This is a genomic window from Variovorax glucosi (genome assembly GCF_051216695.1).
Taxonomy (GTDB): Bacteria; Pseudomonadota; Gammaproteobacteria; order Burkholderiales; family Burkholderiaceae_C; genus Variovorax.
Map to the genome: position 1 here is coordinate 555,493 of NZ_JBPJZE010000002.1, position 12,071 is coordinate 567,563.

Consider the following 12,071-nt stretch of genomic DNA (forward strand, 5'->3'; position numbering starts at 1 on the left):
TTGAAATGAAAAACTTCTGGTCCGTGATGCTGGTATGCGCACTGGTGCTCGTGAGTGCCGATGCCGACGCACGCCGCATGGGTAGCGGCAAGTCGGTGGGGCGTCAGTCGAACAACGTGACGCAGCGCGAGGCTGCGCCACCCGCTGCTCCGGCGACGCCAGGCGCGCCTGCGCAAAGCGCCAACAACGCAGCTGCACGCCCGGCAACTGCCGCGCCAGCCGCTGCGGCACCGAAGCGCAATTGGGGCGGCATGCTCGGCGGTCTGGCTGCCGGTCTCGGTCTGGCCTGGCTTGCGAGCTCGCTGGGCCTGGGTGCCGGCTTCGGCAACATCCTGCTGATCGCGCTGCTGGCGATGGCTGCGCTGTTCGCATGGCGCATGTTCGCTGCTCGTCGCGCGGCTGCTTCGGCCAACGGTGGCAATGGCGGCAGCAACGGCAACAACAACGGCGGCTTCGCCTTCCAGGGCGCCGGCGCAGCAGCCGACGCACCGGCCACGCCGCAGTACCGCACCGACAAGGTCGGCAACGACGCTTCGGCGCGTCCCTGGGAGTCCACCGGCACGTCGTTCGACTCGGCAACCGCCGAGCGCGGCGGTTCGTCGATGGCGGGTGCTGCCGGCGCAGGCACGGGCAGCATGATCGGCTCGGCGCTGGTCGGCGCGCAGACCTGGGGTGTGCCGGCAGGCTTTGATGCCGATGGCTTCCTGGCAGCCGCCAAGCGCAACTTCGTGACGCTGCAGGACGGTTGGGATCGCGCCGACATGACTCTTCTGCGTTCGATGATGACCGACAGCATGGTTGGCGAAATCAAGTCGCAGTTGTCCGAGCGCGAGACGCACACCGGCGGTCAGCCCAACAAGACCGAGGTCGTCTTCCTCGACGCCAAGCTTCTCGGAATCGAAGAGCTGCCGGACGCCTACATGGCCAGCGTGGAGTTCTCCGGGATGATCAAGGAAGACGCTTCCGCCGGCCCGAGCCCGTTCCGCGAAGTCTGGAACATGACCAAGCCGACCAACGGCAGCGGCGGCTGGCTGGTCGCCGGCGTGCAGGCTCTGCAGTAAGCGCCGCCGCTGCATGAAGCAGCAATAGAAGCCTGACGGCCTTTGCGGCGTAAGGGCTGCAAACCGACGGGATAATGGGGACATGGCAACACCATCGTCCCCATTTTCTTTTCTCGACGACATCCTCAATCGCATCGGTGACCGCATCCGGCCACCCGCATGGGCAGTCCACGAGATCCAGCATCGAGCGGTGCTTTTTCTGAACCACGTGCTCCAGCAGGAGCCCGAAGCCCAGCAGCGGCTGGTACGTCAAGAGGGCAAGGTGGTTCGCTTCGAATGGCGTTTCATCACCATGCAGCTGGTCGCCACGCCCGCCGGCCTGCTCGATATCGCGCCCGACGGCGCCATTCCCGAACTCACGCTGATCGTCGCCGAAACGTCGCCGCTCGGCCTGGCGCGGGCGTCCCTTCGCGGCGACAAGCCGTCGGTGCGCATCATCGGCGACGTGCAGCTCGCGGCCGAGGTGAACTGGCTGGTCGACCATGTGCGATGGGATGTCGAGGACGACCTCGCACGCCTGATCGGCGACGTGCCGGCGCATACGGTCGGGAACGTGGCCCGACGTGTCAAAACGGCCGTTCGGCAGTTCGTCGATGGTCGGCCCGGAACGGACGCGTTCAAGGGATGAGCCGTTTCTATCGAGGCATCTATATCGTCTGGATCGCGTTGCGGTACGGTCTGGACGAGCTGGTGCTGACCAGTTTCCAGAAGCCGTGGCTGAAGATCGTTGCCCGCATCGTGTCCGTCGGACGCAATCTGGATGCGCCGCGCGGCCAGCGATTGCGCGAGGCGCTGGAAAGGCTCGGGCCGATCTTCGTCAAGTTCGGGCAGGTTCTGTCGACCCGGCGCGACCTGCTGCCGCCCGACATCGCCGATGAGCTGGTCTGGCTGCAGGATCGTGTGCCGCCATTCCCGTCGTCGGTTGCCGTTGCGACCATCGAGCGCGCCTTCCGTCGCCCGGTCGCCGACATCTTCGAGCAGTTCGACGAAACGCCGGTGGCCAGCGCCTCCATTGCCCAGGTGCATTTCGCGACGCTGCGCGATGCGAAGGGCAAGCTGCGCGAGGTGGCGGTCAAGGTGCTGCGCCCCGGCATGCGCGGCATCATGGAGAAAGACCTGGCGCTGATGGCGATGATGGCCGGCTGGGTCGAGAGCTTGTCGGCCGACGGCAAGCGCCTGAAGCCGCGCGAGGTCGTGGCCGAGTTCGACAAATACCTGCACGACGAGCTTGATCTGGTGCGCGAGGCGGCCAACGCCGCGCAATTGCGCCGCAACATGGCCGCGCTGGAACTGGTGCTGATCCCGGAGATGCACTGGGATTTCTGCCATCCCGAAGTGATGGTGATGGAGCGCATGAACGGCGTTCCGATCGCCCAGCTCGACCGTCTGCGCGCGGCCGGAGTCGACATCCCCAAGCTGGCGCGCGACGGCGTGACGATCTTCTTCACGCAGGTCTTCCGCGACGGTTTCTTCCATGCCGACATGCATCCCGGCAACATCCAGGTCAGCCTGGCACCGGAAACCTTCGGTCGCTACATCTCGCTGGATTTCGGCATCGTCGGCACGCTGACCGAGTCGGACAAGGAATACCTCGCGCAGAACTTCGTCGCCTTCTTCCGGCGGGACTACAAGCGCGTGGCCGAGCTGCACCTCGAGAGCGGCTGGGTGCCCGAAGGCACGCGCATCGACGAACTCGAAGCCGCGATCCGCACCGTCTGCGAGCCGTACTTCGACCGTCCGCTGAAGGAAATCTCGCTTGGCATGGTGCTGATGCGGCTTTTCCAGACTTCGCGCCGCTTCCATGTGGAGATCCAGCCTCAGCTGGTACTGCTGCAGAAGACGCTGCTGAACATCGAAGGCCTGGGTCGCCAGCTCGATCCCGAACTCGACCTCTGGGCCACGGCCCAGCCTTTTCTCGAGAAATGGATGATCGACCAGGTCGGGCCGAAGCGGCTGTTCGCTCAACTGCGCGCCGAGGCGCCGCGTTATGCCAAATTGCTGCCGCAGTTCCCGCGGCTGATGCACGAGTTCCTGTCGCATCGCCCGGGCGACAACCGGCGCGAACTGCTGGAATTGCTCCAGGCGCAGAAGCGGACCAATCGCCTGCTGCAGGCCATCGTCTACGGTGGCATGGGTTTTGTATTGGGTCTGATTGCGATGCAGGTGTTGGTGCGCGTGCGTCTGTTCTGAAGAGCTGAAGGAGCTTCGCCGTGCTTTTGACCCTGGTCGCCGTATATCTGCTGCTAACGATCGCCGTCGGGCTCATCGCCGCGCGTCGCGTCAAGAACACCACCGATTTCGCGATCGCCGGGCGCAATCTGCCGCTTTTCATGATCGTGACGACGACGTTCGCGACCTGGTTCGGGTCGGAGACGGTGCTCGGCATACCGGCGAAGTTCATCGACGGAGGTCTGCACGGCGTGATCGAAGATCCGTTCGGTGCCGGCACCTGCCTGATCCTGGTCGGGCTGTTCTTTGCCGGCAAGCTGTACCGCATGACGCTGCTGACCATCAGCGACTACTACCGCGAGCGCTACGGCCGCACGGTCGAGGTGGCGTGCTCGATCATCATCATGGTGAGCTATCTGGGCTGGGTCTCGGCGCAGGTGACGGCGCTGGGGCTGGTGTTCAACGTGCTGTCTGCCGGCGCGATCAGCATGCCGGTGGGCATGACGATCGGCGTCGTCTCGATCCTGGCGTACACACTTTTCGGCGGCATGTGGTCGGTCGCGGTGACCGATTTCATACAGATGATCATTCTGGTCGTTGGCCTGGCGGTTATCGCCGTCTTTGCCGGGAACATGGCCGGCGGTGCTGAAAAGGTAATCGCTTTTGCGACCAGCAGGGACCTCTTCAGGTTCTGGCCGGAGCCGAGTCTGCGCGACATGGTCTTCTTCTTCGCGGCTGCCATCACGATCATGCTCGGCTCGATTCCGCAGCAGGACGTGTTCCAGCGCGTGATGTCCGCCAACAGCGTCAAGGCGGCGACGCGCGGCCCGGTCATCGGCGGCATTGCGTACATCCTGTTTGCTTTCGTGCCGATGTTCCTGGTGGCGAGTGCCTTGCTCATCATGCCGGAGCAGGCAGCGCAACTGCTCAAGGACGATCCGCAGAAGGTACTGCCCACCCTGGTGCTCGAGAAGATGCCGTTCGTGATGCAGGTGCTCTTTTTTGGTGCGTTGCTATCGGCCATCAAGTCGACCGCTTCGGCCACGCTGCTGGCACCGAGCGTGACTTTCACCGAAAACATATGGCGCCAGTTCCGTCCGTCAGGCACCGACCGGGAAAATCTGCGGACGATGCGGATCACGGTGCTGGTTTTCAGCGCTGTCGTGCTGGCCTACGCGATCCGCATGCAGGGCACGCCGATCTACGAGCTGGTCTCGGGTGCATATCAGGTGCCGCTGGTGGGCGCGTTCGTGCCGCTGGTTTTCGGTCTGTATTGGCAAAGGGCGAGCACGCAGGGCGCAGTGGCGTCGGTGACCCTGGGCGTCGGCGTGTGGCTGCTGTTCCTCTCGACATCGCTCGGTGTCGACTTTCCGGCGCAACTCGCCGGCGTGCTGTCGGCGGCTTTCGGCATGGTCGTGGGGTCGCTGGCGCCACAGTGGGTGTCCAACACGCGTACGCCGCACCGGCCGCTGGCGACCGCGCCGGACTGAAATGTCGGTTCACGGGCCCTGCGCGTGCAGGGTCTGAGGGGTAGGACGCCGCCTTATAATCATGGGCTTTGCGAGCGGCCGCTGCGTCGCATTTTCTCTCCCAATCCCATGCCTATCTACGCCTACAAGTGCAGTTCCTGCGGCTTCGCCAAGGATGCGCTGCAAAAAATGTCCGACGCCCCCCTTACGGTGTGTCCGGCGTGCGGCGCGAGCACATTTCAGAAACAGGTCACCGCGGCAGGCTTCCAGCTCAAGGGTTCCGGTTGGTATGTGACCGATTTCCGCGAAGGCGGGGGCAAGAAGCCGGCCGACGGCGGCGCTTCGAAGAGCGAAGGTGGCGAAAAAGGCAGCGACAAGGGTGGAGAGAAGGGCGCGTCGTCCGAAGGTGGCGCCAGCGCACCGGCTGCCGCGCCGGCCGCGGCACCTGCCGCCAGTGCAGCACCGGCCTCTTCGCCAGCGCCGGCGCCGGCGGCTTCATCCAAGAAGGACTGAGGTTCCGCCATGCATGCGCTGCGCAAATGGCTGCTTTCCGGGCTGCTGGTCATCGTGCCGCTGGTCATCACGCTGGGCGTGCTGAACTGGATTATCGGTACGCTCGACCAGACACTCTGGCTGCTCCCGAGCGACTGGACCGACTGGCTCAACGCCCACCGCGTTCGCGGCCTGGGCGTGTTGCTCACGCTGGCCATCCTTCTGGTGGTCGGCGCAGTCGCCAGCAACTTCGTCGGCAAGCGCCTGCTCGGCTGGGGCGATGCGGTGGTGCGCCGCATCCCGGTGGTGCGATCGATCTATTCGAGCGTCAAGCAGGTTTCCGACACGCTGTTTTCCGAGAACGGCAATGCGTTCCGCACGGCAGTGCTGATCGAATGGCCGCGTCCGAATTCATGGACGATCGCCTTCGTCACCGGAACGCCCGGCGCCGAAGTGCTGGAGCATCTCGGCGGCGGCGAATACCTCGGCGTCTATGTGCCGACCACGCCGAACCCGACCGGCGGCTATTTCGTGATGCTCAAGCGCAGCGACTGCATCGAACTCAAGATGAGCGTCGACGAGGCGCTCAAGTACATCGTCTCGATGGGCGTGGTCGTTCCCGGCGGCCCCGCGACCATCGCTGTCAACCCACAACGCGCCAACGGCGCCTGAACCTGAAAACGACTTCCATGCCCATCCGTTCACAAATGCGTTCCCACTATTGCGGCCTCGTCACCGAAGCCATGATGGGCGAAACCGTCACGCTGTGCGGTTGGGTCAATCGCCGTCGCGACCACGGCGGCGTGATCTTCATCGACGTGCGCGACCGCGAAGGCTACGTGCAGGTCGTGTGCGACCCCGACCGCGCCTCGACTTTCGCGACCGCCGAAGACCTGCGCAACGAGTTCTGCGTGCAGGTCACCGGCCTGGTGCGTGCCCGCCCCGAAGGCACGACCAACGACGGCCTGAAGAGCGGCAAGATCGAAGTGCTCTGCCACGAACTGAAGGTGCTCAACCCGTCGGTGACGCCGCCGTTCCTGCTGGACGACGACAACCTCTCGGAAACCACCCGTCTCACGCACCGCGTGCTCGACCTGCGCCGTCCGGCCATGCAGCGCAACATGATGCTGCGCTACAAGGTGACGATGGAGGCGCGCAAGTTCCTCGATGCCAACGGCTTCATCGACATCGAGACGCCGATGCTCGGCAAGTCGACGCCCGAAGGCGCTCGCGACTATCTGGTGCCGAGCCGCGTGCACGACGGCAGCTTCTTCGCGCTGCCGCAGTCGCCGCAGCTTTTCAAGCAGTTGCTGATGGTGGCCGGCTACGACCGCTACTACCAGATCGTCAAATGTTTCCGCGACGAAGACCTGCGCGCCGACCGCCAGCCCGAATTCACGCAGATCGACATCGAGACCTCGTTCCTGACCGAGGAGGAGATCCGCGAGATGTTCGAGGGAATGATCCGCAAGGTCTTCCGCGAAGCCGCTTCGATCGACCTGCCGGTGTTCCCGACGATGTCGTACGGCGATGCGATGTTCAAGTACGGCTCGGACAAGCCCGACCTGCGCGTCAAGCTCGAGTTCACCGAACTCACCGAGCTGATGAAGCGCGTCGAGTTCAAGGTGTTCTCGAATGCCGCGACGATGAAGGACGGTCGAGTGGTCGCCTTGCGCGTCCCGGGCGGCGGTGCCGAAGGCGGCATGTCGCGCGGCGAGATCGATGCGTACCAGGAATTCGTCAAGATCTACGGCGCCAAGGGTCTGGCCTACATCAAGGTCAACGACGCCGCTGCCGGCCGCGAAGGCCTGCAGAGCCCGATCGTGAAGAACCTCGACGACGCGACGCTGTCCGAGATCATCGCCCGCACCGGCGCCCGCAACGGCGACATCCTGTTCTTCGGCGCCGACAAGGAAAAGATCGTCAACGACGCCATTGGCGCGCTGCGCGTGAAGATCGGCCACAGCGCCTTCGGCAAGAAGGCCGGGCTGTTCGAGAACCGGTGGGCACCGCTTTGGGTGGTCGATTTCCCGATGTTCGAGTTCGACGAGGAAGGCCAGCGCTGGTCGGCCGTGCATCATCCGTTCACGGCACCGAAGGACGGTCATGAAGACCTGATGGACACCGCGCCCGAGAAATGCATCGCCAAGGCCTACGACATGGTGCTCAACGGCATCGAGATGGGTGGCGGCTCGGTGCGTATCCACCGCGAGGAAGTGCAGAGCAAGGTGTTTCGCGCGCTCAAGATCAATGCCGAAGATGCGCAGCTCAAGTTCGGTTTCCTGCTCGATGCGCTGCAATACGGTGCGCCGCCGCACGGTGGCATCGCCATCGGCCTCGACCGCCTGGTCATGCTGATGACCGGTGCGGATTCGATCCGCGACGTGATCGCCTTCCCGAAGACCCAGCGCGCGCAAGATCTGCTGACGATGGCGCCGAGCCCGGTCGACGAGAAGCAGCTGCGCGAACTGCACATCAAGCTGCGGAACGTCCAGCCGGCGGCCTGAGTCAGCCGAACGAAAAAAAGGGGAGCACGTTCAAACGTGATCCCCTTTTTCGTTTCCAGCCGGCAGCGCTTCGAGCTGCGGCCGACCTCGCTCAAATCGCCAGGTCTGCGTTCTGTTTCGTAAGCTTTGGCGCGACCGGCTTCGGCTGCGTCTGGTTTGCCTGGGGCGCCGTCGTGTCCTGTTTGACCGGCACTGTCTGGTCGATCATCGGCGGCGGTGTGAGTTGCAGGACCTCGGCGGTCGATGCCCACTCCTGATACACGCGGTCCGGGCGATCGTTCAGTTGCGTGCCATAGCTCGGCACGAGCTGACGGATCTTCGCTTGCCATTCCGGCGTCGCGACCTTGTCCTTGAACACCTTCTTCATGAGGTCCAGCATGATCGGCGCGGCGGTCGACGCACCCGGCGAAGCGCCGAGCAGGCCGGCGATGCTGCCGTCCTGCGAGCTGACGATCTCGGTGCCCAGCTTGAGCACGCCGCCCTTGTCCTTGTCGCGCTTGATGACCTGGACGCGCTGGCCGGCCTGCCAGAGGCGCCAGTCTTCCTTTTTCGCGTTCGGGAAATATTCCTTCAGCGCCTTCATCCGGTCGTCGTCGGAGAGCATCAGCTGTCCGGCCAGGTATTCGACCAGCGCATATTGGTCGACGCCGACCTTCACCATCGGCCACATGTTGTGCGGCGTCGTGCTGGTGAGGATGTCGAGGTACGAGCCTTCCTTCAGGAACTTGGTCGAGAACGTCGCGAACGGTCCGAACAGGATCACGCGCTTGCCGTCGAGCACGCGTGTGTCGAGATGCGGCACCGACATCGGCGGCGCACCGACCGACGCCTTTCCGTAGGCCTTGGCAAGATGCTGTTCGGCGATGGCCGGGTTGTCGGTGACGAGGAAAGAGCCGCCGACCGGGAAGCCTGCATAGTCCCTGGCTTCGGGAATGCCCGACTTCTGCAGCAGATGCAGCGCGCCACCGCCGGCGCCGATGAAGACGAACTTCGCATCGGTCTGCGTGGACGTGCCGTCTTTCAGGTTCTTGTATGCGATACGCCAGGTGCCATCGGCATTGCGCGTGATGTTCTGGACCTCGCTCGAAACCTTCAGCGAGAAATCCGGCTGCTTCTGCAGATACCCGACGAACTGGCGCGTGATCTCGCCGAAATTCACATCGGTGCCGATCGGCGTCCATGTCGCGGCGATCTTCTGCTTCGGATCGCGTCCCGTCATCATGAGCGGAACCCACTTCTTGATCTGTTCTGGATCTTCCGAGTACTGCATGCCGCCGAACAGCGGACTGGCCTTGAGCGCTTCGTAGCGCTTCTTCAGGAACGCACGGTTCTCGTCGCCCCAGACGAAACTCATGTGCGGCGTCGAGTTGATGAATGAACGCGGGTTCTGCAGCACGCCGCTCCTGACCTGCGAAGCCCAGAACTGACGCGAAATCTGGAAAGCCTCGTTGATCTCGATGGCCTTGGAGATCTCGACCTTGCCGTTCTTGTCTTCCGGCGTGTAGTTCAATTCGGCCAGCGCAGAATGCCCGGTGCCTGCGTTGTTCCAGCCGTTCGAGCTTTCCTCCGCGACCTTGTCCAGGCGCTCGACCATCTCCATCGACCAGGAGGGTTCCAGTTCCTTCAGCCAGACGCCGAGCGTCGAACTCATGATGCCGCCGCCGATGAGCATCACATCCACCTTGCGCGGTTCGGCCGCGTGCGCGGGAAGGAGCGCGAGCGACAGGCTCAGCGACAAAGCCAGACCCGCCAGCGGCGCGTACGTTCTTTTCAACATCATTTCATTCAGATCCATGCAAACGAAAATGCCACCCGCTCGTACCTGCGATACAAGGGTGCGGCAAAAAAATCATCAAGTGTGTTTTAGTGTCAATCCGGATTTTACCGGTGCTTAGGAAATGAAAGATTTCAAGATTCCCGAGTCGGTTCTGGTCGTGATCCACACGCCAGCACTCGACGTGCTGCTGATCAGGCGCGCCGATGCGGAAGAGTTCTGGCAGTCGGTGACCGGCAGCAAGGACCGTCCGGACGAAGCGCTGTCGTTCACGGCTGCGCGCGAAGTCGGCGAGGAAACCGGCATCGACTGCATGCCGGGCAGCGACCTGGCGACGAACCTTCGCGACTGGCAGCTGCAGAACGTCTACGACATCTATCCGCAATGGCGCGCCCGATACGGCCCAGGCGTGACGAGAAATACCGAACACCTGTTCGGGCTGTGTGTTCCGGAACGAGTCGTGCCGGTGCTGGCGCCACGCGAACACACCGACTGGCGATGGCTGCCGTTTCGCGAAGCGGCCGATGCATGCTTTTCTCCCTCGAACGCGGAAGCCATTCTGCTGCTGCCACAATTCGCGCCATGAACGCGACCGCGCACACCTTCCGGGTGGCGACATACAACATACACAAGGGCGTGCAGGGCATCGGGCCGGCGCGGAGGCTGGAAATCCACAATCTCGGCCACGCCATCGAACAGCTCGATGCGGACATCGTCTGCCTGCAGGAAGTGCGCAAGATGAACCGGCAGGGCGCGCAGCAGTTCGCCCGCTGGCCCGACATGCCGCAAGCCGAATTCCTGGCGCCCGAGGGCTACACCGCCGTCTACGAAACCAATGCCATCACGCGCCATGGCGAGCACGGCAATGCGCTGCTCACTCGCTGGCCCGTTGTCCGCCAGAATCATCACGACATCTCCGACCACCGCTTCGAGCAGCGCGGGCTGCTGCATGTGGTGATCGACGTCGACGGGCTGACGGTGCATGCCATCGTGGTGCACCTGGGGCTGATCAAGGGCAGCCGCGTGCGGCAGATCGCCCGCATGCGCGAATTCATCGAGCGCGAGATTCCGGCCGACGATGCCGTCATCGTCGCTGGCGATTTCAACGATTGGGGTGCGCGCATGCGTTACGCCATGAACGCGATGGGCATGCGGGATTCGAGCGACCTGCGCGGCCCGTCGACGCTCACCTATCCGTCGCGGCTGCCGGTGACGCAGCTCGACTTCATCTACGCACGACAGCTCACGCCGACGGCCTGCAGCGTTCCGCGCGGGCCAATCTGGGCGCGCATGTCGGACCACCTGCCGCTCCTGACCGAGTTTTCGCTACCGAACCGATAGCGCGCTTTCGAGGCTGCGCGGGCTTCCCGGTACGCTTCGACGGCGATTCATTCACTGCTAGGATTTGTGCATGCTCACGAAAACCGACATATCGAACGACCCCGCCGCCGGCGCGCTTTCCGCGCCGAATGAAATCGACGAGGGCGTTCCGATGTCCGTGAAGATCCGCGAGCGGTTGGTCGCGGCCAGGAAGCGCTTCAACGCCAACGACAACATCGCGGATTTCCTGCAGCCCGGCGACATGGACGCGCTGCTAGACGAAGTCGAGATCAAGATGAAGGGCGTGCTCGAGAGTCTGGTGATCGACGTCAAGAACGACCACAACACCGACAACACCGCACGACGCGTTGCCAAGATGTACCTCAACGAGGTCTTCCAGGGGCGCTACGTCCCACCGCCGAAGCTCACCGAATTCCCGAATGCGGAGCATCTGAACGAACTGATGATCGTCGGCCCGATCACGGTGCGCAGCGCATGTTCGCATCATTTCTGCCCGATCATCGGCAAGCTCTGGATCGGCATTATGCCCAATGAGCACACCAATGTGATCGGTCTGTCGAAGTACGCAAGGCTCGCCGAATGGATCATGGGCCGGCCGCAGATCCAGGAAGAAGCCGTCGTGCAACTCGCAGACCTGATCCAGCAGAAAACCCAGCCGGACGGCCTTGCTCTGGTCATGGAAGCGGAACATTTCTGCATGGCTTGGCGCGGTGTGAAAGAAATGGACAGCAAGATGATCAACTCCGTCATGCGCGGTGTCTTCCTGAAAGATCCGAACCTGCGGCGCGAATTTCTCTCACTCCTGCCGCGAAAGCGCTGAACGCCATGCTCGTACGACTTCTCTATGCCAGCCGTGCTGTCGATGCCAGCCCCGGCGCCATCGATGCGATCCTGGCGCAGTCCCGTGCCCACAATCCGGCCTGCGGAGTGACAGGCATCCTTTGTTACGGCAGCGGCGTTTTTCTGCAGGCGATCGAGGGCGGGCGCGCCACGGTGAGCGAGCTTTACGGCCATATCCAGAAAGACCCGCGGCACAAAGACGTGGTGCTGCTCCACTACGACGAAATCACCGAACGTCGCTTCGGCGGCTGGACGATGGGGCAGGTGAATCTCACCAAGATTCACGCCTCGACGCTGCTGCGCTACTCGGAACGTGCCGAACTCGATCCGTATGCCGTGTCGGGCAAGGTTTCGCTGGCCTTGCTGGAAGAGCTGATGGTCACCGCGGCGATCGTCGGGCGCAATTGAAGGTTGCGGT

General features: G+C 63.4%; 12 protein-coding genes. 11 read left to right on the plus strand and 1 reads right to left on the minus strand.

Features of this window, described 5'->3' with window-relative positions; genetic code table 11:
- The first annotated feature begins 5 nt into the window (after window positions 1-5).
- The 7 genes from ACSFA3_RS10930 to aspS all read left to right on the plus strand — a co-directional run bounded on the left by ACSFA3_RS10930 (window position 6) and on the right by aspS (window position 7,698).
- Window positions 6-1,061: a Tim44 domain-containing protein gene (locus tag ACSFA3_RS10930; RefSeq protein ID WP_435505466.1), complete on the plus strand. Its 1,056-nt coding sequence runs from the start codon at window positions 6-8 to the stop codon at window positions 1,059-1,061.
- A gap of 82 nt (window positions 1,062-1,143) precedes the next feature.
- Window positions 1,144-1,689: a ubiquinone biosynthesis accessory factor UbiJ gene (locus ACSFA3_RS10935; RefSeq protein WP_435505467.1), complete on the plus strand. Its 546-nt coding sequence runs from the start codon at window positions 1,144-1,146 to the stop codon at window positions 1,687-1,689.
- Window positions 1,686-3,251 (plus strand): ubiquinone biosynthesis regulatory protein kinase UbiB, encoded by a 1,566-nt coding sequence (ubiB, locus tag ACSFA3_RS10940; RefSeq protein WP_435505468.1) that lies wholly within the window; start codon window positions 1,686-1,688, stop codon window positions 3,249-3,251. Before ACSFA3_RS10935 ends, ubiB begins: the two co-directional genes overlap by 4 nt.
- 20 nt (window positions 3,252-3,271) lie before the next feature.
- On the plus strand, window positions 3,272-4,720 hold the full coding sequence (locus ACSFA3_RS10945; protein ID WP_435505469.1) for a high affinity choline transporter 1: 1,449 nt from the start codon (window positions 3,272-3,274) through the stop codon (window positions 4,718-4,720).
- Window positions 4,721-4,828: 108 nt separating this feature from the next.
- Window positions 4,829-5,212 carry an FmdB family zinc ribbon protein gene (locus ACSFA3_RS10950; protein ID WP_435505470.1) on the plus strand — a complete coding sequence of 128 codons (384 nt, stop codon included), beginning with the start codon at window positions 4,829-4,831 and terminating at the stop codon, window positions 5,210-5,212.
- 9 nt (window positions 5,213-5,221) lie between these two features.
- Window positions 5,222-5,863, plus strand: coding sequence for a DUF502 domain-containing protein (locus tag ACSFA3_RS10955; protein ID WP_435505471.1), 642 nt, complete (start codon window positions 5,222-5,224; stop codon window positions 5,861-5,863).
- Between the two features lie 35 nt (window positions 5,864-5,898).
- Window positions 5,899-7,698, plus strand: a complete 1,800-nt coding sequence (gene aspS / locus ACSFA3_RS10960; RefSeq protein WP_435505472.1) for an aspartate--tRNA ligase — start codon at window positions 5,899-5,901, stop codon at window positions 7,696-7,698.
- A gap of 91 nt (window positions 7,699-7,789) precedes the next feature.
- Here aspS and mqo read toward each other — a convergent pair whose 3' ends face one another.
- Window positions 7,790-9,475 (minus strand): malate dehydrogenase (quinone), encoded by a 1,686-nt coding sequence (gene mqo, locus ACSFA3_RS10965; RefSeq protein ID WP_435506204.1) that lies wholly within the window; start codon window positions 9,473-9,475, stop codon window positions 7,790-7,792.
- A gap of 121 nt (window positions 9,476-9,596) precedes the next feature.
- Here mqo and nudB point away from each other — a divergent pair, with 121 nt between their 5' ends.
- The 4 genes from nudB (at window position 9,597) to ACSFA3_RS10985 (ending at window position 12,061) form a co-directional block, all read left to right on the plus strand.
- Window positions 9,597-10,058, plus strand: coding sequence for a dihydroneopterin triphosphate diphosphatase (nudB, locus tag ACSFA3_RS10970; RefSeq protein WP_435505473.1), 462 nt, complete (start codon window positions 9,597-9,599; stop codon window positions 10,056-10,058).
- The gene (locus tag ACSFA3_RS10975) at window positions 10,055-10,813 is read left to right on the plus strand and encodes an endonuclease/exonuclease/phosphatase family protein (protein WP_435505474.1); all 759 of its coding nucleotides are present in this window, start codon (window positions 10,055-10,057) and stop codon (window positions 10,811-10,813) included. Before nudB ends, ACSFA3_RS10975 begins: the two co-directional genes overlap by 4 nt.
- A 70-nt stretch (window positions 10,814-10,883) precedes the next feature.
- Window positions 10,884-11,633 (plus strand): GTP cyclohydrolase I, encoded by a 750-nt coding sequence (folE, locus tag ACSFA3_RS10980; protein WP_435505475.1) that lies wholly within the window; start codon window positions 10,884-10,886, stop codon window positions 11,631-11,633.
- Window positions 11,634-11,638: 5 nt separating this feature from the next.
- Window positions 11,639-12,061, plus strand: coding sequence for a BLUF domain-containing protein (locus tag ACSFA3_RS10985; RefSeq protein ID WP_435505476.1), 423 nt, complete (start codon window positions 11,639-11,641; stop codon window positions 12,059-12,061).
- Window positions 12,062-12,071: the final 10 nt, after the last annotated feature.